Consider the following 20,439-nt stretch of genomic DNA (forward strand, 5'->3'; position numbering starts at 1 on the left):
AGCTTGGCAGAGATCGCGCCCCCGTCGAGAGGGGATTCAGCGGGCATCGGCCCCGCCCTTGCGCGGCCTGCCCAAGGGATGGTCAAGATGCCCGATGCCCATCGCCTATCTCGCCGGTCCCGACGTCTTCCTGCCGGACGCCCCGGCCCATGCCGCCCGCAAGGTCGCGATCTGCGCCGCCCACGGCATCACTGCGCTGCCCCCGCTGAACGAGGACGTCGCCAGCCTTCACGCCATGGAGGCCGGCCAGGCCTGGCGGACCATCTTCGCCAAGGACGTCGCAATGATGGAGCGCGCCGAGATCGTCATCGCCAACCTCACGCCCTTCCGTGGCGCCAGCGCGGATTCCGGCACGCTGATCGAGGTCGGCTGGTTCCTCGGCCGCGGGCGCCCGATCTTCGGCTATTCCAACAGCGCGACGCCCTTCGCCGCCCGCAGCGCCGCGCTGACCGCCCTCGTCCCCGACCCCGTCCCGGGCCTGTCGGTCGAGGGCTTCGGCCTGCCCGACAACCTGATGATCCCCGGCGCGGTCGAGGCCGGCGGGGGCCATCCCGTCGTCCTGCCGGAGGGCGGCCGCGACCTGCCCTTCGACAGCCTGCTTGTCTTCGAACGCTGCGTCGCGATCGCGGCGGCGACGATCAGAGCGAGGCCAGGTACGCCCGCCAGCCCCCGAAGCGGCTGATCTCCTCGGCGCCGGCCAGGCCCTCGGGCTCGACCAGGAAGCATTTCGGCCGCGTGCCGTCTTCCAGCAGCAGCGTGCCGATGCAGAGCGGCGCGGGCACGCCGGCGACGAACTCGCCGAAGCCGGCCGGGGGCAGGGCCCAGACCTCGGCCTCGATGGCGTGACCCTTGCCGGCCGCGACGCGCAGCAGGCCGGGACGGCGCGGCGGGCCGCCGGCGAGCGCGTGGAAGCGGTAGGACGGCTCGGTCCGGGCAGCGCGCAGGAAGACGCCGCCGCGCGAGGTCAGCTCATGGTTCAGCGGCAGGCCCGTCAGGTGCGCGCCGACGACGGCGATCTCGATCATGCGGCCTCCTGGAAGCGCAGCCCGAGCGCGGCCAGCCGCGCATCCGACCCGCGCGGCGCGATCAGCGTGATCCCTGCGGGCAGCCTGTCCGGCCGGAACGGCCCGGGCAGCGCCAGCGCCGCCAGGTCCAGCAGGTTCACGAAGTTCGTGTACGCGCCGAGCCGCGCATTCGGCCCGATCGGATCGGCCTCGAGCTCGGCCAGCGTCGGGAAGCAGGGCGCGGAGGGCACGGCCAGCGCGTCCACGCGGTCCCACATCGGCTCCGTCCTGCGGCGGAGTTCGGCCAGCAGGTAGAGGCCGCGGAAGGCGTCCACGGCGGAAAAGCGTCCCGCACCGGCGATGATGCCGCGCGTGACGGGATGCACCGCCCCCGGCTTCGCCGCACAGAAATCGCCGACGGCCGCGGCGCGCTCCGCGACCCAGGGGCCGTCGTAGAGAAGCCGCGCGACGGCGTGGAACGCCGAGAGGTCCACCTCCTCGATCGCGATGCCGAGCCTCGCCAGCCGCGCGCGGGCTGCATCCCAGGCCGCGCGGCCAGCGTCGTCATCGATTTCCGGCACGGGCGGGACACCGATCCGCCGGATCGGCGCGGCGCCCGCAATGTCCTGCGCGGGCATCGACCTCGATTGCGGGTCCCGCTCGTCGTATGCAGCGATGACCTCGAAGCCGGCCCAGGCATCCTCGACCGTTGCGGCGAAGACCGAGATGGTGTCCAGCGTTCGGCAGGCAGGCACCACGCCGCGCGTGGAGACCGCACCGAGCGACGGCTTCAGCCCCACCAGGTTGTTCAGCGCCGCCGGGATTCGCCCCGATCCCGCGGTATCGGTGCCGAGCGAGAGCGTGGCCAGGCCCTGTGCGACCGCGACCGCCGATCCGCTGCTGGATCCGCCGGGCACGCGCGCCGCGTCGAACGCGTTGCGCGGCACGGGATAGGGCGTTCGGACGCCGACCAGCCCCGTCGCAAACTGGTCGAGGTTGGTCTTGCCGATCAGCACCGCACCCGCATCGAGCAGCGCGGTCACCGCCGGCGCGCTGGCCTTCGCGACATAGGCGAAGCCCGGACAGGCCGCCGTGGTCGGCAGGCCCTCGATGTCGATGTTGTCCTTCACCGCGACCGGCAGGCCCCAGAGCGGATATCGAACAGGATCGAAGGGCGGCAGCGCGGCCGCGGCGGCACGCGCCGTCTCCTCCGGCACCAGGTGGATGAAGATGCCGGGATCGTTTATCTCGGCCATGCGCCGATGGATCAGCGACACGAGCTCCGCCGGCGTGGTCGTGCCGGCGGCATAGGCGGCGTGGAGTTTGGCGCGGGTCAGCGCGGGCTTGGTCGTCATGCGGTGTCCTGAGCAAGCCGCGTGCCGGTAAACCCTCTCCACCCGCGGGGGAGAGGGCTTTTCACCGTGCCTAGCGCCTCGCCGCGGCGAAGCGCACGGCTTCCTCCGCGGCGCGGAACAGGGCGCGCGCCTTCTGCCGCGTCTCCTCGTATTCTGCCTCGGGGTCGCTGTCGGCGACCACGCCGGCGCCGGCCTGCACATGCATCGTGCCGTCCTTCACCAGCGCGGTGCGCAGCGCGATGCACGTGTCCATGTTGCCGTCCGCGCCAAAATAGCCGACGCCGCCGGCATAGGTGCCGCGCCGCGACGGCTCCAGCTCCTCGATGATCTCCATCGCGCGGACCTTCGGCGCGCCGGACAGCGTGCCGGCGGGGAAGCCCGCCATCAGCGCGTCCAGCGCATCGAGCCCCGGGCGCAGCCGGCCCACGACCTCCGACATGATGTGCATGACCTGCGAATAGCGCTCGACCTGGAAGCGCTGGGTCACGCGCACGCTGCCGATCTCGGCCACCCGCCCGACGTCGTTGCGGCCGAGGTCGAGCAGCATCAGGTGCTCCGCCAGTTCCTTGGGATCGGCGAGCAGTTCACGCTCGAGCCGCGCATCCTCCTCCGGCGTCGCGCCACGCGGACGCGTGCCGGCCAGCGGCCGCAACTTCACCTCGCCATGCTTCACGCTGACCAGGATCTCGGGCGACGCGCCTACCAGCGCGAAGGCGCCGAGGTCGAGGTAGAAGAGATAGGGCGCCGGGTTCAGCCGCCGCAGCGCGCGGTACAGCGCGAAGGGCGGCAGCGCGAAAGGCACGGAGAAGCGCTGCGAGGGCACGATCTGGAAGGCGTCGCCGGCAGCGACGTATTCCTTCGCCCGCTCCACCGCCGCGCAGAAGGCTTCCTTGGTGAAGTTCGACGCGGGCGCCGGCAGCGCCGGCAGCACGGCCGGCGGCGCGGGGCGCGGGAGAGGGCGATCCAGCGCGGCCTCGGCCTCGTCCAGGCGCGTCTGCGCGAGGTCCCACGCCGCCTTCGCGTCCAGCCCCGGCTCCGGCCAGACCGGCGTCACCAGGGTCAGCGTGTCCCGCACATGGTCGAAGACCGCGACCAGCGTCGGGCGGAACATCACGGCGTCCGGCGTGCCCAGCACGTTGGCGTTCTTCTGGGGAAGCCGCTCGATCTGGCGGACCATGTCGTAGCCCAGGAAGCCGAACAGCCCCGCCGCGATCGATGGCAGCCCCGCCGGCATCGGCATCCGGCAGGTCGCGACCAGCGCGCGCAGGCTGTCCATCGCCGGGGCCGGCTCAGCCTCGAAGGCGTGCGGCGCGGCGAGCGCGTGCCGGTTCAGCTCCGCCTTGCCGTCGAGGCAGCGCCAGACCAGGTCGGGCTCGAAGCCCATCGCGGAGAAGCGCCCGCGCGCGGCGCCGCCCTCCACCGATTCCAGCAGGAAGGCGTTCGGCCGGCCCTGCGCCAGGCGGAGATAGGCGCCGACCGGCGTGTCGAGGTCGGCGACGCGCTCCCGGAACAGGATCTGGCCCTGGCCCGCCGCTAGGCCCTCCGCGAAGGCGGCGAAGCCCAGGCTCACGGGATCACCTGCTGCAGCACGGTCGGGCTGATCCGCGGCGCGGCGCGGTTGCGCAGCGCGTTGGCGAACTGGATCTCCAGGTCCTCGGCGGCCTGCGCCTGGGCGGTGCGGCGGGCGTTCTCCAGCGCGCCTGGCACGGTCGCGGGATCGGGGCGGATGATCTCGAGCAGCTGCGCCACCGCGAAGCCCTGCGCGGTCGGGATCATCGCGGGCTCGTTGACGCGGATGTTGAACAGGATGGGCAGCAGCTCCGGGGCGACGCCCGGCGCGCCCTGGTCTGGCTGACGGCCGAAGGGCCCGACGCGCTCGGACGGGATCCCGGCGGCTTCCGCGGCCTGGGCCAGCGTCTTGCCCTCCCGCATCGCGGCCATCAGCGCGCCGGCGCGCTCCTCCTGGAAGCGCTTGCGGGCGTCGGTCAGGAAGGCCAGCCGCACATCGGCCTCGACCTCGGCCAGCGGCTTGACCGCCGGGGGCACGACGGCGCGGACCTCGATCGCGACGAAGGCCTCGCCCTGGCGCAACTCCTGCAGGCGCGGCGCGCGGCCGGGTTCGGTCGTGAAGATCAGCCGCAGCGTCTCGGGCCGGCCGGCGACGGGGACGGGCAGCCCCACGGGCCCGCCTTCGGCGTCGTTGCCCCTCGCATCGGTGCGCACGGTCGCCACCGCCATGCCGTAGCGGCGCGCCGCTTCCTCCAGCGTCGCGCCGCCTGCGATCGCGTCCTCGACCTTGTTGGCGCGGTCGAAGGCGAGGTCGGCCGCCTTCTCCAGCGCCATCTCCTCGCGCAGCTGGTCGCTCGCCTGCTCGAAGGGGACGGTGGTGCCCGGGGTGATCCCGGTCACGCGCAGCACATGCCAGCCGAAGGGCGAGCGCACGGGCTGGGTCACCCCGCCATCGGGCGCGGCGAAGGCCGCCGCCGCGAGCTCCGGCAGGGGCAGGTCGTCGCGGGCCAGCGTCCCGAGCGCGGCCGCGCTGCCGCCGGCGGCCTGGGCGGCCTGGCGCACCGCGGCGAAGTCGGGGTTCTGGGCCCAGGCCGAGGCGATCGCCTTCGCGGCATCCTCGGTCGGCAGGAGCGCCTGCTCGATCGCGCGCTTCTCCGGCGTCTCGAACTGGGACCGGCGGGCCTCGTAGGCCTGGCGCAGCTCCTCCTCCGGCACCTCGACCTGGTCGGCCAGCACATCGGCCGACAGCACCGCGACCACGGCCTCGCGCAGCTCCGGCGTCGAGAATTGTTGGGGGTTGTTGGTGTAGAAGCGCTCGATCTGCGCCTCGGTCGGCGCCGCCGGTTCCGGCGCGTCCACCAGCGGCAGCTCGACGACCTGCGCGACCCGCTGCTCGGCTTCCCAGTCGAACAGCGCGCGCGCCAGCGAGGCCGGCGCCGGCGCCCCGGCCCGCACCGCGCCCACCAGCTGTATCCGCTGCAGGTCGTCGCGCACGAGCTGGAGGAACATCGCCTCGTTCATGTCGTTCTGGCGCAGGAACTGGTCGAGGATCATCCGGTCGAACCGGCCCGCCGTCTGGAAGGACGGGATGGAGCGGACATACTCCGCGACCTGGTCGTCGGGCACCGACACGCCGAGGCGCGAGGCCTCCAGCCGCTGCGCCCGGCCGCCGATCAGCCCTTCCAGCGCCTGGCGGGCGACGGCCTCGCGGATCGCGGCGTCGGCCTCGAAGCTAGGGCCGAGCTGGCGCTGGATGCGCTGCAGCTCGCGCCGCGCGGCGGACTGGGCCTCCGGCACCTCGATGTTGCCGCCTTCCATGCGCACCACGGCGGACTCGCGCCAGATGTTCCGCACGACGTCCTCGATGCCCCAGATCCCGAAGGACAGGACCAGGAGCAGGAAGAGGATGCGCGAGACCCAGGACTGCGCGAGCTTGCGGAACCAGCTGATCATGGGCGGTGGCGTAGCGCAGGGCCCGGCCCGTTGCCAGCCCGGGCCGCTGTTGGTAGCCCGGACGGGCAAGGAGGAAGGCAGGACATGACCCCGGGCGTGAGGCCGCTGATCGCGGGCAACTGGAAGATGCACGGCACCCTGGCCGAGGCCGCCGCCCTGGCCGGTTCAGTGCGGGACGGGGCGGGCGGCCTGCAGGCCGACCTCCTGGTCTGCCCGGCCTTCCTGCATGTGGCCGGCGTCGCGGCGCTGCTGGCGGGCAGCCCGGTCGCGGTCGGGGCGCAGGATTGCCACGCCGCGGCCAAGGGGGCGCACACCGGCGACGTCTCGGCGCCCATGCTGAAGGACGCCGGTGCCGCCTTCGTCATCCTCGGCCATTCCGAGCGCCGTGCCGACCATGGCGAGACCGACGCCGCCATCCGCGCCAAGGCCGAGGCCGCCGCGGTGGCGGGCCTGACGCCCATCGTCTGCGTCGGCGAGACCGAGGCCGAGCGCCTGGCCGGCCAGGCCGAGGCGGTGGTGGAGCGGCAGCTGGCGGGCAGCCTGCCCGACGGCTTCGCAGGGGTGGTGGCCTATGAGCCGGTCTGGGCCATCGGCACCGGCCGGACGCCGACCGAGGCCGACATCGCGGCGATCCACGCGGTGATCCGGGCGCGGCTCGCCGCGCGTTTCGGCGCTGCGGGGCAGGGGATGCGCGTCCTCTATGGCGGCTCGATGAAGCCGGGCAATGCGAAGGCGATCCTGGCGCTGCCGAACGTGGATGGCGGGCTGGTGGGCGGCGCGAGCCTGGTGCCCGCGGACTTCCTGGCGATCGCCAAGGCGGCGGGGTAGGCGGCCCTACGCCCCGTCCACCTTGATGATGATGTCCTTCGCCATGTCCACGGAAGCCAGGCGCAGCGCCTTCAGCGGCTGGTACTCCGGCGACGCGTACCACGCATCCAGCGCCGCCATGTCCGGGAACTCGATGAGCGCCACCCGGTCGGGCAGCCAATGCGTGGTTTCGACGACCCGGTGGCTGCCGCCTTTCGTGAGGTAGCGCCCGCCGAACTGCGCGATGACCGGGCCGACCTTGACCCGGTATTCCTCGAAGACGGCGGGGTCGGTGATGGCGTGCTCGACGATCAGATAGGCCGGCATGATTGTCCTCCCAGGCGGGCGTCCCGGCGGGCCCGGGCGACAGCCTCGCGCCAGGACTGCCCCCGGAACAAGGTTAAATCGCCCCGCCGCTGGCCTTCCCGCCGCGAAGCCGCTAGATAGCGGCCGCCATGAACACGGTTCTCCTCGTCCTTTTCCTGCTCGTCACCCTCGCGCTGATCGGCGTGATCCTCGTCCAGCGCAGCGAGGGCGGCGGTCTCGGCGTCGGCAGCTCCCAGGGAATGGGCTCCTTCATGACGGGGCGAGGCACGGCGAACCTGCTGACGCGGACCACGGCCGTCCTCGGCACCGCCTTCATGGTGCTGGCGCTTGCGCTCGCCATCCTCGGCAGGGGCCAGGCGCCGCGCGGCTCCATCCTGGACGGGCCGGGCGGACCGGCCGCGCCGACGGCCCCGGCTCCGGCCCTGCCGTCGCTGCCGACCGTGCCGACGAACTGAGCGCCGTGGCGTCCCGCCCCGCGCCGTACGCGCGGGGCCAATGCAACAGACGGGTATCCGCGACTCCGGCGGCACGCTAAGACGGACGCCCATGACGCGGTTCGTATTCATCACCGGCGGCGTGGTCTCCTCGCTCGGCAAGGGTATCGCGGCGGCCTCCCTCGGGGCGCTCCTGCAGGCGCGCGGCTACAAGGTCCGCCTGCGCAAGCTCGACCCCTATCTCAACGTCGATCCCGGCACGATGTCGCCCTATCAGCACGGCGAGGTCTACGTGACCGACGACGGGGCCGAGACCGACCTCGACCTCGGCCATTACGAGCGCTTCACCGGCGTCGCCGCTGCCAAGGCCGACAACTGGACGACCGGGCGCATCTATTCCGAGGTGATCGCGAAGGAACGCCGCGGCGACTATCTCGGCGGGACCGTGCAGGTGATCCCGCACATCACCGACAAGATCAAGGACGTCATCCAGGCCGAGACCGAGGGCTACGACTTCGTCCTGGTCGAGGTCGGCGGCACAGTCGGCGATATCGAATCGCTGCCCTTCCTGGAAGCCATCCGACAGCTCGCCAACGAGCTCGGGCCGACGCGCAGCCTCTTCGTCCACCTCACGCTCGTGCCCTGGATCCCCTCGGCGGGGGAGCTGAAGACCAAGCCGACGCAGCACAGCGTAAAGGAGCTGCTGTCGGTCGGCATCCAGCCGCAGATCCTGCTCTGCCGCTGCGACCGCCCGATCCCCGAGAATGAGCGGCGCAAGATCGCGCTGTTCTGCAACGTGCGCCCGGAGAGCGTGATCCCGGCCTACGACGCGGACAGCATCTACGCCGTGCCGATCAGCTACCACGAGGAAGGGCTGGACCGCGAAGTGCTGCGGCACTTCAACCTGTCCTTCTACGGCGCGCCCGAGATGAAGCGCTGGCAGGCCATCGTGCAGGGCATCCGCCATCCCGAGGGCGAGGTCACCATCGCCGTCGTCGGCAAGTACACCAATCTCCTCGACGCCTACAAATCGCTGGCCGAGGCGCTGACCCATGGCGGCATCGCGCACAACGTGAAGGTCCGGCTGGACTGGGTGGACAGCCAGATCTTCGAGGACGACGAGGCTGCGGTCGCGAGGCTCGAGAAGGTCAACGGCATCCTCGTCCCCGGCGGCTTCGGGGAACGCGGCACCGAGGGCAAGATCGAGGCGGTGCGCTTCGCGCGCGAGCGCAAGGTGCCGTTCTTCGGGATCTGCTTCGGCATGCAGATGGCGGTGATCGAGGCCGCGCGGAATCAGGCGGGGCTCAAGGGCGCGTCGTCCACCGAGTTCGGCCCCTGCGCCGAGCCGGTCGTCGGCCTTCTCACCGAATGGACCCGCGGCAACGAGGTGGAGCGGCGCGCCGCCGGCGGCGACCTCGGCGGCACGATGCGGCTCGGCGCCTATGCCGCGAGCCTCGCAGCCGACAGCCTGGTGCGGGAGGTGTATGACGGCGCGGCCGAGATCCGCGAACGCCACCGCCACCGCTACGAGGTGAACGTCAACTACAAGGACCGGCTGGAGGAGGTCGGCCTGCGCTTCTCCGGCATGTCGCCCGACGGCACCCTGCCGGAGATCGTGGAGCGCCCGGACCACCCCTGGTTCATCGGCGTGCAGTTCCACCCCGAGCTGAAGTCCAAGCCCTTCGAGCCGCACCCGCTGTTCAGGGGCTTCATCGGCGCCGCGGTCCGCCAGGCCCGGCTGGTCTGAGGAGGACGCGATGGACGAGAAGGCCCGCTTCCGCCGCTTCGGCTACGGCATGGCCGCGACGGTCGTGCTGGTGCTGGTCGCCGGCTACTTCTTCGGCTCGATCGGGGTGACCTTCGGGCTGATGGCCGGGCTTGTCATCACGCTGCTGGCCGGCGGGGGCCTGTCCAGGAAGGGCTAAGTCCGGCCCGCTTCGCGGTCCGGGGCCGACAACGTCCAGGGCGTCGCGCGACGCCGCGTTCACCCTTCCGGAACATTCCCGCGCTAGCCAGCGAGCATGCGCATCATGTCCGGCCATGGCGGCGTCGAGATCTACCACTACGAGGTCGGCGACCTCGTCCGGCTCTGCCGGGACGAGGACGGGCCGCTGATCACCGCCTTCGCAGGCGACTGGGGTAGGGTGCTGCACGTGCATCCCGACGGGTCGCTCGACATCAAGTTCGCGGGCTCCGGCCGCGCGCGCGACGCCACGCTGACACGCGCCACCGCCGTCCACCGCAGCCGGGTGGAACCCTGCGACGACCAGGGCCGGCCCCGGATGCGCGGCACCGTCGCGGTCTGGGACACGCGCAAGGCGCTCTGACCTCGCCTCTCTTGCCGGCCCGGCGGGGCAGGGTTAATCGCCCTGCCACGCAACCGCCGGAGAGCCCCCGATGGCCGCCATAGCCGACATCATCGCCCGCGAGGTCCTCGACAGCCGGGGCAACCCGACGGTGGAGGCCGAGGTCGTGCTCGACACCGGCGTCCGCGGACACGCCATCGTTCCCTCCGGCGCCTCCACCGGCGCGCATGAGGCCGTGGAGCTGCGCGACGGCGACAAGGCGCGCTATGGCGGCAAGGGCGTGCTGAAGGCCTGCGCCAATGTCGAGGGCGAGATCTTCGACGCGATCGGCGGCATGGACCCGACCGAGCAGGTCAGGATCGACGAGACGATGATCGAGCTCGACGGCACGCCGAACAAGTCGCGCCTCGGCGCCAACGCGATCCTCGCGGTCAGCCTGGCGACGGCAAAGGCCGCCGCGGCCGAGCTCGGCCAGCCGCTCTATCGCTATGTCGGTGGCGTCTTCGCCCGCACCCTGCCGGTGCCGATGATGAACATCATCAATGGCGGCAAGCACGCGGACAACCCGATCGACATCCAGGAATTCATGATCATGCCGGTCGCCGCCGGCACGGTCGCGGACGCCGTTCGCATCGGCTCGGAGGTCTTCGCGCAGCTCAAGAAGGCGCTGCACGACGCCGGCCACAACACCAATGTCGGCGACGAGGGCGGCTTCGCGCCGAACATCGGATCGGCGGACGAGGCGCTCGGCTTCATCGCCAAGGCCTGCGAGAAGGCCGGGCATCGCATGGGCGAGGACATCGTCCTCGCGCTCGACTGCGCCTCCACCGAGTTCTTCCACGACGGCGTCTACAGGCTGGAAGGCGAGGGCAAGACGCTGGATTCCGCAGGCATGGTGGACTACCTCGCCGCGCTCGTCGCGAAGTGGCCGATCGTCTCCATCGAGGACGGCATGGCCGAGGATGACTGGGCGGGATGGAAGCTGCTGACGGAGAAGCTCGGCGCGACGTGCAACCTGGTGGGCGACGACCTTTTCGTCACCAACACCGAGCGCCTGCGGCGCGGCATCGAGGGCGGCTACGGCAACGCCATCCTGGTGAAGGTGAACCAGATCGGCTCGCTGACCGAGACGCTGGAGGCGGTCGAGACCGCCCAGCGCGCCGGGTACCGCGCCGTGATGTCGCACCGCTCCGGCGAGACCGAGGACGCGACCATCGCCGACCTCGCCGTCGCCACGAATTGCGGGCAGATCAAGACGGGCTCGCTGTCGCGATCGGACCGGACGGCCAAGTACAACCGGCTCATCCGCATCGAGCAGGAGCTTGGCCCGGCGGCGCGCTATGGCGGGCGGACGGCGGTCCGCCGCTGACCGTTGCGGTTTGACGGGCGGGGCAGGCTCTCACTAGGCTCCCCCCATGGCCGCGTGCCGCGGCCAGGCCCCCCGGAGCCCGCCCGATGCAGATCTCGACCCAGACGGTCCAGGACGTCCTCGTGGTGGGACTGTCCGGGCGTCTCGATTCCCACACCGTCGGCGACGTCGGCGACCGCATCGCGGCGATCGGCACGGGCGATGCGAAGCGCGTGCTGCTGAACCTCTCCGGGCTCGACTACGTCAGCTCCGCCGGTCTGCGCATCGTGCTGCGGCTGTCGCGGCTGCTGCAGTCGCATGGCGGGGAGCTGAAGGTCAGCGACGCCCAGCCCATGGTCGCGCAGGTCCTGGAGACCGCCGGCTTCGACAGCCTCCTGCGCATCCATGCCACGCAGGACCAGGCGCTGGCGGCCTTTTCCGGCGGCTGAACAGGGCCGCGCGTCATCAATATTCGCCGCCGCGTTGCTTTCCGCTGGACAGTAGACGCGCATCCTGATTCCTTCCCCTCCGCGCCGCGCAGGAGGGGCTGCCGCGTCGCATCGGGCTGGGGGGCTCGACGTGCTGGGGAATGACGAGGAGATCGAGCACGGCGGCGTTCTCGCCTGGATCGGGCGACGTCTGCGTGCGGCCGTGCTGCCGGTGCTGTTCCTGGCGTGCTGCGGCTATTTCGTGTGGCATGCCGTCCATGGCGAGCGCGGGCTGAACGCGCGCGCGGTGCGGGAGCATCAGATCGCCGTGGCGACGGTGGAGCGCGATCGCGCGCAGTCCGACCTCGCCGCGATGGAACGACGCGTGCAGGGCCTGCGCGGCGACCGGCTGGACCGCGACCAGCTGGACGAACGCGCGCGGCAGCTCCTGAACATGGTCGGCAAGGACGAGATCGTGATCCCCTACGGCCCGGAGCGCCGGCTGTTCTGACCGGCCTGGCCTGACAGCGCCTGGCGCGGCCTGTCCCCATCGGGGGCAGGCCGTTTTCGTGTTCGGCGCGGTTGCGTCACGCCCGTTGCGTCCAGCGGCGGAGCCGTTCCACGATGTCCTGCGCGATCCTCCCCGGCCATCGGTCCCGCCCCTCCCGCAGGCCTGGCCTGCCACGCGCACGGACGGTCGGCGCTCCCGTGCAACCGGTTGCGGCGCTTAACCATGATTCGGTTAAGTCTGCTATTGCGTTGCAACATAAGGATAATTCCGTCGGCTGGTCCGCTTGCATCGACCGCCGCCTTTGCGTAGATGCCACTTGCTAAGCTCGCCAAGGAAGGAAACCCGGCATGGCAGACGCCGCCCCCAGGAAGCCCCGTGGGAAGGGCTCCGCCCCCGGCTTGACCCGCGAGCAACTGCTCCGCGCCTATCGCGACATGCTGCTGATCCGTCGCTTCGAGGAGAAGGCCGGGCAGCTCTACGGCATGGGCCTCATCGGCGGCTTCTGCCACCTCTACATCGGCCAGGAAGCCGTTGTCGTGGGCCTGCAGATGTGCCTCAAGCCCGGCGACCAGGTCATCACCTCCTACCGCGACCACGGCCACATGCTGGCGACCGGCATGGAGGCGCGCGGCGTGATGGCGGAACTGACGGGGCGCATCGGCGGCTATTCCAAGGGCAAGGGCGGCTCGATGCACATGTTCAGCCGCGAGAAAGGCTTCTACGGCGGCCATGGCATCGTCGGCGCCCAGGTCGCGCTCGGCACGGGCCTCGGCTTCGCCGACTGGTACCGCGGCAACGACAACGTCTCCGTCACCTATTTCGGCGAGGGCGCGTCCAACCAGGGCCAGGTCTATGAGAGCTTCAACCTGGCAGCACTGATGAAGCTTCCCGTCGTCTTCGTCATCGAGAACAACAAGTACGGCATGGGCACCTCGGTGGACCGGGCCTCGGCGTCGAAGGACCTGTCGAAGAACGGTGCGCCCTGGGGCATCCCGGGCGAGCAGGTGAACGGCATGGACGTCGCCGCCGTGAAGGAAGCCGGCGAGCGCGCCGTCGCGCACTGCCGCGCCGGCAACGGGCCGTACCTCCTGGAGATGAAGACCTACCGCTACCGCGGCCATTCCATGTCCGACCCCGCGAAGTACCGCACGCGCGAGGAAGTGCAGAAGATGCGCGAGCAGAACGACTGCATCGAGACCGCGCGTAGGCAGCTCGGCGAGAGCCACGGCGTCACCGAGGCCGAGCTGAAGGTGATCGACGACGAGGTGAAGGCGATCGTGCAGGAGGCCGCCGACTTCGCCCAGACCTCGCCCGAGCCGGATGAGAGCGAGCTCTACACCGACATCCTGATCGAGGCGCGCTGAGCCATGACGCAGATCCTGATGCCCGCGCTGTCGCCGACGATGACGGAGGGCAAGCTTGCCCGCTGGCTGAAGAAGGAAGGCGACGCCATCAAGGCCGGCGACGTCATCGCCGAGATCGAGACCGACAAGGCGACGATGGAGGTCGAGGCAGTGGACGAGGGCACGCTGACCTCGATCCTGGTGCCCGAGGGCACGGACGCCGTCGCCGTCAACACCCCGATCGCCGAGCTGAACGGCGGTGGCGGCGCTGCCGCGCCGGCCCCGGCCGACAAGGCCCCGGCGCAGCGCGAGGTCGCGGCCCCGCTGCCCAAGGCAGAGGACCACGCCGCAGTCGCCGCCACGGGCGCGGCGAAGAAGGAAGGTGCGGCCACCATCCCCGCCGCCCCCGCCCCCGAGAAGGATTGGGGTCCGACCAAGCCGATCACGGTGCGCGAGGCGCTGCGCGACGCGATGGCGCTCGAGATGCGTGCCGACAAGGACGTCTTCCTGATGGGCGAGGAAGTCGCGCAGTACCAGGGCGCCTACAAGATCAGCCAGGGCCTGCTGGACGAGTTCGGCCCGAAGCGCATCATCGACACCCCGATCACCGAGCACGGCTTCACCGGCATGGCGGTCGGCGCGGCGATGACGGGCCTGAAGCCCATCGTGGAGTTCATGACCTTCAACTTCTCGATGCAGGCGATCGACCACATCATCAACTCGGCGGCCAAGACGCTCTACATGTCGGGCGGGCAGCTCGGCTGCAACATCACCTTCCGCGGCCCGAACGGCGCCGCGGCGCGCGTCGCGGCGCAGCACAGCCAGGAATACGCCTCGTGGTACGCGCATGTACCGGGGCTGAAGGTGATCGCGCCCTGGTCGGCGGCGGATGCGAAGGGGCTGCTGCGGGCCGCGATCCGCGACCCCAACCCCGTCATCTTCCTCGAGAACGAGATCCTCTACGGCCAGACCTTCGAATGCCCGACGGCGGACGACTTCGTCCTGCCGATCGGCCAGGCGAAGGTGGAGCGCGAGGGCACCGACGTCACGCTGGTGAGCTTCTCCATTACCGTCGGCCTCTGCATGCAGGCGGCCGAGGCGCTGGCGGCGCAGGGCATCAGCGCGGAGGTCATCAACCTCCGCACCATCCGCCCGATGGACATCGGCACCATCGCGCGCAGCGTGAGGAAGACCAACCGCATCGTCACGGTGGAGGAAGGCTGGCCCTTCGCCGGCATCGGGTCGGAGATTGCGATGCAGGTGCTGGAGAACTGCTTCGACGACCTCGACGCGCCCCCTGTCCGGGTCTGTGGCGAGGACGTGCCGATGCCCTATGCGGCGAACCTCGAGAAGCTGGCGCTGCCGCGGCTCGAGCAGGTCGTCGCGGCGGTGCGCAAAGTCACCTACAAGTAAGAGGGCGCGGAACGATGGCCACGAACATCCTGATGCCCGCGCTCTCGCCCACCATGACGGAGGGCACGCTCGCGCGCTGGCTCAAGAAGGAAGGCGAGCCGGTCAAGGCGGGCGACATCATCGCCGAGATCGAGACCGACAAGGCGACGATGGAAGTGGAGGCCGTGGACGAGGGCATCCTCGGCAAGATCGTCGTTCCCGACGGCACGGCGAGCGTGAAGGTCAACGACGTCATCGCCGTGCTCGTCGAGCCCGGCGAGAGCGCGGATGCGGCACCCGCGGCAAAGCCCGCACCGGCCGCCGCGACGCCGAAGACCGAGCCCGCGCCGGCCACGCCTGCGCCGGCCACCACGCCATCCGTTGCGTCGCAGGCCAACGGCCAGGCCGCGCCGGCTTCGGGCGGCCGCACCATCGCCTCGCCGCTCGCGAAGCGCATGGCGCAGCAGGCCGGGATCGATCTCGGCAGCCTGTCGGGCTCCGGCCCGAACGGCCGCATCGTGAAGGCGGACATCGAGGCGGCCCTGGCCAAGGGCCCGGCTGCGAAGCCCGCGTCGGCCGCCGCGCCGGCGCCCGCTGCCGCGCCCGCGGCGAAGCCCGCTCCTGCGCCGGTCAACCTGGCCGGGCTCGGGCCGCACCAGCTCGTCCCGCACAGCTCGATGCGCAAGGTCATCGCGCGGCGGCTGTCGGAGTCCAAGCAGAACATCCCGCATTTCTACGTCTCGATGGACATCGAGCTGGATGCGCTGCTGAAGCTGCGGGGGCAGCTCAACGCGACCTCGCCGAAGGACGGGCCGGGCGCCTTCAAGCTCTCGGTCAACGACATGGTGATCAAGGCCGCTGCGGTGACTCTGCGGCGGATCCCAAAGGTCAACGCGTCCTGGACCGACGATGCGACGGTGCTCTACGACGACGTGGACATCTCGGTTGCCGTCAGCATCCCCGACGGGCTGATCACGCCGATCATCCGCAAGGCCGACCAGAAGGGCCTGGCCGCCATCAGCACGGAGATGAAGGACCTCGGCGCGCGCGCCAAGTCCGGCAAGCTGAAGCCCGAGGAGTTCCAGGGCGGCGGCTTCAGCATCTCCAACATGGGGATGTACGGCGTGCGCGACTTCAGCGCGATCATCAACCCGCCGCAGGCCGGCATCCTGGCGGTGTCGGCGGGCGAGCAGCGCCCGGTGGTGAAGGACGGGGCGCTCGCGGTCGCGACGGTGATGACCTGCACGCTGAGCGTGGACCACCGCATCGTGGACGGCGCGCTAGCGGCGGAGTGGATCGCCGAGTTCAAGCGGGTGATGGAGAATCCGCTGAGCCTGATGCTGTAGGCGCGCGTCACGAAGGCGTCGGAAGTGGCCCCCTCCCAACCCTCCCCCGCAACAGCGGGGGAGGGCTCCTCGCCTCCCCCGCTTGGCCTTCTCCCTCCCCCGCTGTTGCGGGGGAGGGGTGGGGAGGGGGCCAGTGCGCCATGACCCTCGCTATCCGCGACGCCACCCCCGCCGACCTCCCTCTCGTCCTCCGCTTCATCCGCGCGCTCGCCGACTACGAGCGCCTCTCCCACGAAGTCCGCGCGGACGAAGACACGCTCGCGAAGTTCCTCTTCTCCGAACCCCGCCGCGCCGAAGCGCTGATCGCGCGCTGGGACGGAACCCCCGTCGGCTTCGCCGTCTGGTACTATTCCTTCTCGACCTTCCTCGGCCGCCCCTCCCTCTACATCGAGGACGTCTTCGTGAACCCCGACATCAGGGGCAGGGGGATCGGCAAGGCGATCTTCGCCCACCTCGCCGCCCGCGCCATCGCGCAGGGCTGCGGGCGGATGGAGTGGTCCGTCCTCGACTGGAACGCGCCCTCCATCGCCTTCTACCGCAGCCTCGGCGCAAAGCCGCGCGAGGGCTGGACGCTGCAGCAACTCACGGGCGACGCGCTCTCGGCGCTCGCCGCACGGCAAGGACAATAACCATGGCCGAGACCTTCGACATCGTGGTGGTGGGCGGCGGCCCCGGCGGCTACGTGGCCGCGATCCGCGCGAGCCAGCTCGGCATGAAGACCGCGCTGGTGGAGCGCGAGAATCTCGGCGGCATCTGCCTGAACTGGGGCTGCATCCCGACGAAGGCGTTGCTGCGCGCGAGCGAGATCAACCACCTGCTCCACAGCCTCGACCAGTACGGCTTCGCCGTGGACAACATCCGCTACGACTTCGCCAAGGTCATCAAGCGCAGCCGCGGCGTCGCGGGCCAGCTTTCCGCCGGCGTGAAGCACCTCATGAAGAAGAACAAGGTCACGGTCTTCGACGGCCACGGCAAGCTCGCCGGCCCCGGCAAGCTCTCCGTGACGAAGGATGGCAAGCCCGTCGCCGACATCGCGGCCAAGCACATCATCCTCGCCACCGGCGCCCGCGCCCGCGTCATCCCCGGCATGGAGCCCGACGGCAAGCTCATCTGGTCCTACCGCGAGGCGATGGTGCCGGCCTCCATGCCGAAGTCGCTGATCGTGGTCGGATCCGGCGCGATCGGGTCCGAGTTCGCGAGCTTCTTTCTCAACATGGGCGCGCAGGTGACGCTCGTCGAAGTCGTGGACCGCATCCTCCCGGTGGAGGACGAGGAGATCTCCGCCTTCGTCCACAAATCCTTCGCCAAGCAGGGCATGAAGATGCTGACCGGCGCCCGCGTGCAGGGCGTGCGCAAGAACGCCGACAGCGTCACCGCCGTGATCGAGGCCGGCGGCAAGGTGCAGGAGATCACCGCCGACCGCCTGATCTCCGCCGTCGGCATCGTCGGCAATGTCGAGGATCTCGGCCTGGAAGGCACCAAGGTGAAGGTGGACCGCACCCACGTCGTCACCGACCCCTTCGGCAACACCGGCGAGCCCGGGGTCTACGCCATAGGCGACCTCTGCGGCCCGCCCTGGCTGGCCCACAAGGCCTCGCACGAGGCGATCATCTGCGTCGAGGCCATCGCGGGGAAGCACCCGCACCCCATGGACATCCTGAACATCCCGGGCTGCACCTATTGCCGCCCGCAGGTCGCCTCCGTCGGCCTGACGGAAGCCAAGGCGAAGGAGCTCGGCCACCAGGTGAAGGTCGGCCGCTTCCCCTTCATCGGCAACGGCAAGGCCATCGCGATGGGCGAGCCCGAGGGCCTGGTGAAGACTGTCTTCGACGCCAGGACCGGCGAGCTGCTCGGCGCCCACATGGTCGGCCCGGAGGTCACCGAGATGATCCAGGGCTACGGCATCGCCCGCACGATGGAAGCGACCGAGGCCGAGCTGATGCACACGGTCTTCCCGCACCCCACGGTGTCGGAGACGATGCACGAATCCGTGCTGGACGCGTATGGCCGCGTCATCCACATCTGAGGACTGGCGCGCGCTGAACCGGGCGAACTGGGAAGAGCGCACCGCTCTCCATCTCGGCCCGTCCGGCTACGACGTGTCCTCGCATCTCGCCGGGCGCGGGCGGCTGGACGGCATCGTGGAGGCCGAGATCGGCGATGTCGCCGGCCTCTCCATCCTCCATCTGCAATGCCATATCGGCGACGACAGCGTGGCCCTGGCGCAGCGCGGCGCCGCGCGGGTCCTGGGCGTGGATTTCAGCCCCGCCGCGGTCCAGGGCGCTCGCGACCTGGCGGCGCGCTGCCGCCTGTCGAACACGCGCTTCGTCCTCTCCGACGTGCTGGACACGCCGGGCGCGATCCCGGAGGAGGCCGGCGCCTTCGACCTGGTCTTCACGAGCTGGGGCACGATCGGCTGGCTGCCCGACGTCGACCGCTGGGCTGGCGCCATCGCCTTCGCCTTGCGTCCGGGCGGGCGGCTCTATTTCGCCGATATCCATCCCCTTTGCCTGGTCTTCGACGATTCCGGCGCGCGCAGGGCGGAGGGGTTCCCGGGCTGGCTCGTGCCCTATCTCGGCCGCGAGCCCGTGCGTTACGAGGACGCGATCGACTACGCGGATCCCGCCAGGCCGCTGACGAACAGCGCCACCGTGGTGTTCCTTCACCCCCTGGCCGATATCCTCGGCGCGCTGCGTCGTGCGGGGCTGCGCCTCGATTGGCTGCACGAACATGCCCGCCTGCCCTGGGCACCCTTCGCGGGCCTGGTGCGGGGGCCGGACGGCCTGTTCACCTGGCCCGACCAGCCCTGGCTGCCCCTCGGCCTCAGCCTCGCCGCGGTGAAGGCCTGATGCGCGGTCGCAAGCCCTCGTCGCCGCGCCGGACCGTCGCTATATCCGGCCGATGACCACGCGCGTCCAAATCGACCACCGGAAGGCCGAGGGCCCGCTCCGCGGCGCCGACCGGCACCCCGAGAAGGCCAACCGCCCGGACAACCCGATCCAGCGCAAGCCCGACTGGATCCGGGTCAAGGCGCCGACCTCGCCGATCTACCGCGAAACGCACGCCTTGATGCGCGCCAACGGCCTGGTCACGGTCTGCGAGGAAGCGGCCTGCCCGAACATCGGGGAATGCTGGTCGCAGCGCCACGCCACCATGATGATCATGGGCGATACCTGCACGCGCGCCTGCAGCTTCTGCAACGTCGCCACCGGCATCCCGAAGGCGCTCGACGCCGACGAGCCCCGCCGCGTCGCCGATGCCGTGGCCAAGCTAGGCCTGCAGCATGTCGTGGTGACGTCGGTGGACCGCGACGACCTGGCCGATGGCGGCGCCGAGCACTTCGCGCAGACGATCCGCGCCATCCGCGACGCCGCGCCGGCGACCACGGTCGAGATCCTCACCCCGGACTTCCTCCGCAAGGACGGCGCGCTCGAGGTCGTCGTCGCGGCCCGCCCCGACGTCTTCAACCACAACCTGGAGACCGTGCCTGGCCTTTACCCCACCATCCGGCCCGGCGCGCGCTACTACCATTCGCTGCGGTTGCTCGACCGGGTGAAGCAGCTCGATCCCTCCATCTTCACGAAATCCGGCCTGATGGTCGGGCTCGGCGAGGAACGGATCGAGGTGCTGCAGGTCATGGACGACCTGCGCAGCGCGGAGGTGGACTTCCTGACCATCGGCCAATACCTCCAGCCAACGGTGAAGCACGCCGCGGTGGAGCGCTTCGTCACGCCGGACGAGTTCGCCGACTATGCCAAGGCCGCGCGCGGCAAGGGGTTCCTGCTGGTCTCGGCGACACCGCTCACGCGCAGCTCCTACCATGCCGACCGCGACTTCGCCGCGCTGCGAAGCGCGCGGGAGGAACAACTGCGGGCCGCGCGCGAGGCGCAGCTCCGGGCCGCCTGATGCCGACGCACGCGGAGAAGAAGGTCCTCCCCTACAGCCAGGACCAGCTCTTCGACATGGTGGCGGATGTCCGCCGCTACCCCGAGTTCCTGCCCTGGTGCGTCGGAGCGCGGATCGTCTCGCGCACGGACACCGAGCTCGTCGCCGACCTCACCATCGGCTTCAAGATGTTCCGCGAGACCTTCCGCAGCCAGGTCACGCTGGAAAGGCCGCACCATGTCCATGTGCGCTACCTCACAGGCCCGTTCCGCTACCTGAACAACCACTGGCGCTTCCACCCGGTGCCGAACGGCACCGAGGTGGATTTCTTCGTGGACTTCGAATTCAAGTCGCGCCTGCTGCAGGCCGTGATCGGCACGGTGTTCAACGAGGCGGTGCGCCTGATGGTCCGCGCCTTCGAACGCCGCGCCTATGTGCTCTACCGGCGCGGGACGCCGCCCGCCGCGGCCCCGGCCCCGCGCGAGGCCTGA

The 20,439-nt window shown here is 70.7% G+C and carries 22 protein-coding genes; 17 read left to right on the top strand and 5 right to left on the bottom strand.

Features of this window, described 5'->3' with window-relative positions:
* Window positions 1-94: 94 nt before the first annotated feature.
* Window positions 95-682 carry a nucleoside 2-deoxyribosyltransferase gene (locus ACLF3M_RS07515; RefSeq protein WP_430656263.1) on the top strand — a complete coding sequence of 196 codons (588 nt, stop codon included), beginning with the start codon at window positions 95-97 and terminating at the stop codon, window positions 680-682.
* Here the strand turns inward: ACLF3M_RS07515 and ACLF3M_RS07520 are convergent.
* The 4 genes from ACLF3M_RS07520 to ACLF3M_RS07535 form a co-directional block, all read right to left on the bottom strand.
* Complete coding sequence (locus ACLF3M_RS07520; RefSeq protein ID WP_430656264.1) at window positions 639-1,025, bottom strand: allophanate hydrolase-related protein; 387 nt, start codon at window positions 1,023-1,025, stop codon at window positions 639-641. The genes ACLF3M_RS07515 and ACLF3M_RS07520 overlap by 44 nt on opposite strands.
* The gene (atzF, locus tag ACLF3M_RS07525; RefSeq protein ID WP_430656265.1) at window positions 1,022-2,359 is read right to left on the bottom strand and encodes an allophanate hydrolase; all 1,338 of its coding nucleotides are present in this window, start codon (window positions 2,357-2,359) and stop codon (window positions 1,022-1,024) included. Before atzF ends, ACLF3M_RS07520 begins: the two co-directional genes overlap by 4 nt.
* A 70-nt stretch (window positions 2,360-2,429) precedes the next feature.
* The gene (trpE, locus tag ACLF3M_RS07530; RefSeq protein WP_430656266.1) at window positions 2,430-3,929 is read right to left on the bottom strand and encodes an anthranilate synthase component I; all 1,500 of its coding nucleotides are present in this window, start codon (window positions 3,927-3,929) and stop codon (window positions 2,430-2,432) included.
* Window positions 3,926-5,821, bottom strand: a complete 1,896-nt coding sequence (locus ACLF3M_RS07535; protein ID WP_430656267.1) for a SurA N-terminal domain-containing protein — start codon at window positions 5,819-5,821, stop codon at window positions 3,926-3,928. The genes trpE and ACLF3M_RS07535 overlap by 4 nt, the downstream gene beginning before the upstream one ends.
* A 96-nt stretch (window positions 5,822-5,917) precedes the next feature.
* Between ACLF3M_RS07535 and tpiA the strand changes: the two genes are divergently transcribed.
* Window positions 5,918-6,649, top strand: a complete 732-nt coding sequence (gene tpiA / locus ACLF3M_RS07540) for a triose-phosphate isomerase (protein ID WP_430656455.1) — start codon at window positions 5,918-5,920, stop codon at window positions 6,647-6,649.
* A gap of 6 nt (window positions 6,650-6,655) precedes the next feature.
* Here the strand turns inward: tpiA and ACLF3M_RS07545 are convergent, their stop codons facing one another.
* Window positions 6,656-6,955: a DUF1330 domain-containing protein gene (locus ACLF3M_RS07545; protein WP_430656268.1), complete on the bottom strand. Its 300-nt coding sequence runs from the start codon at window positions 6,953-6,955 to the stop codon at window positions 6,656-6,658.
* A 128-nt stretch (window positions 6,956-7,083) separates the two neighbouring features.
* Here ACLF3M_RS07545 and secG point away from each other — a divergent pair, with 128 nt between their 5' ends.
* The 15 genes from secG to ACLF3M_RS07620 all read left to right on the top strand — a co-directional run bounded on the left by secG (window position 7,084) and on the right by ACLF3M_RS07620 (window position 20,439).
* Window positions 7,084-7,410, top strand: coding sequence for a preprotein translocase subunit SecG (secG, locus tag ACLF3M_RS07550; RefSeq protein WP_430656270.1), 327 nt, complete (start codon window positions 7,084-7,086; stop codon window positions 7,408-7,410).
* 91 nt (window positions 7,411-7,501) lie between these two features.
* Window positions 7,502-9,136 carry a CTP synthase gene (locus tag ACLF3M_RS07555; RefSeq protein WP_430656271.1) on the top strand — a complete coding sequence of 545 codons (1,635 nt, stop codon included), beginning with the start codon at window positions 7,502-7,504 and terminating at the stop codon, window positions 9,134-9,136.
* Window positions 9,137-9,146: 10 nt separating this feature from the next.
* Window positions 9,147-9,314: a hypothetical protein gene (locus ACLF3M_RS07560; RefSeq protein WP_430656272.1), complete on the top strand. Its 168-nt coding sequence runs from the start codon at window positions 9,147-9,149 to the stop codon at window positions 9,312-9,314.
* A gap of 96 nt (window positions 9,315-9,410) precedes the next feature.
* Window positions 9,411-9,716, top strand: coding sequence for a hypothetical protein (locus ACLF3M_RS07565; protein ID WP_430656273.1), 306 nt, complete (start codon window positions 9,411-9,413; stop codon window positions 9,714-9,716).
* A gap of 70 nt (window positions 9,717-9,786) precedes the next feature.
* Window positions 9,787-11,064: a phosphopyruvate hydratase gene (eno, locus tag ACLF3M_RS07570; RefSeq protein ID WP_430656274.1), complete on the top strand. Its 1,278-nt coding sequence runs from the start codon at window positions 9,787-9,789 to the stop codon at window positions 11,062-11,064.
* Between the two features lie 86 nt (window positions 11,065-11,150).
* On the top strand, window positions 11,151-11,492 hold the full coding sequence (locus ACLF3M_RS07575; RefSeq protein WP_430656275.1) for an STAS domain-containing protein: 342 nt from the start codon (window positions 11,151-11,153) through the stop codon (window positions 11,490-11,492).
* Window positions 11,493-11,622: 130 nt separating this feature from the next.
* Window positions 11,623-11,982 (top strand): FtsB family cell division protein, encoded by a 360-nt coding sequence (locus ACLF3M_RS07580; RefSeq protein WP_430656277.1) that lies wholly within the window; start codon window positions 11,623-11,625, stop codon window positions 11,980-11,982.
* A 347-nt stretch (window positions 11,983-12,329) separates the two neighbouring features.
* Window positions 12,330-13,346 carry a pyruvate dehydrogenase (acetyl-transferring) E1 component subunit alpha gene (pdhA, locus tag ACLF3M_RS07585; RefSeq protein WP_430656278.1) on the top strand — a complete coding sequence of 339 codons (1,017 nt, stop codon included), beginning with the start codon at window positions 12,330-12,332 and terminating at the stop codon, window positions 13,344-13,346.
* 3 nt (window positions 13,347-13,349) lie between these two features.
* The gene (locus ACLF3M_RS07590) at window positions 13,350-14,738 is read left to right on the top strand and encodes a pyruvate dehydrogenase complex E1 component subunit beta (protein ID WP_430656279.1); all 1,389 of its coding nucleotides are present in this window, start codon (window positions 13,350-13,352) and stop codon (window positions 14,736-14,738) included.
* A 14-nt stretch (window positions 14,739-14,752) separates the two neighbouring features.
* Window positions 14,753-16,063 carry a pyruvate dehydrogenase complex dihydrolipoamide acetyltransferase gene (locus tag ACLF3M_RS07595; protein WP_430656280.1) on the top strand — a complete coding sequence of 437 codons (1,311 nt, stop codon included), beginning with the start codon at window positions 14,753-14,755 and terminating at the stop codon, window positions 16,061-16,063.
* A gap of 140 nt (window positions 16,064-16,203) precedes the next feature.
* Window positions 16,204-16,692, top strand: coding sequence for an N-acetyltransferase family protein (locus ACLF3M_RS07600; RefSeq protein WP_430656281.1), 489 nt, complete (start codon window positions 16,204-16,206; stop codon window positions 16,690-16,692).
* 2 nt (window positions 16,693-16,694) lie between these two features.
* Complete coding sequence (gene lpdA, locus ACLF3M_RS07605; protein WP_430656282.1) at window positions 16,695-18,089, top strand: dihydrolipoyl dehydrogenase; 1,395 nt, start codon at window positions 16,695-16,697, stop codon at window positions 18,087-18,089.
* Window positions 18,067-18,912, top strand: coding sequence for a class I SAM-dependent methyltransferase (locus ACLF3M_RS07610; RefSeq protein ID WP_430656284.1), 846 nt, complete (start codon window positions 18,067-18,069; stop codon window positions 18,910-18,912). The genes lpdA and ACLF3M_RS07610 overlap by 23 nt, the downstream gene beginning before the upstream one ends.
* A 52-nt stretch (window positions 18,913-18,964) precedes the next feature.
* Window positions 18,965-19,969, top strand: a complete 1,005-nt coding sequence (gene lipA / locus ACLF3M_RS07615; RefSeq protein ID WP_430656285.1) for a lipoyl synthase — start codon at window positions 18,965-18,967, stop codon at window positions 19,967-19,969.
* Window positions 19,969-20,439: a type II toxin-antitoxin system RatA family toxin gene (locus ACLF3M_RS07620; protein ID WP_430656287.1), complete on the top strand. Its 471-nt coding sequence runs from the start codon at window positions 19,969-19,971 to the stop codon at window positions 20,437-20,439. The genes lipA and ACLF3M_RS07620 overlap by 1 nt, the downstream gene beginning before the upstream one ends.

Source organism: Falsiroseomonas sp. HW251 (genome assembly GCF_050563545.1).
Classification (GTDB): Bacteria; Pseudomonadota; Alphaproteobacteria; order Acetobacterales; family Acetobacteraceae; genus Falsiroseomonas.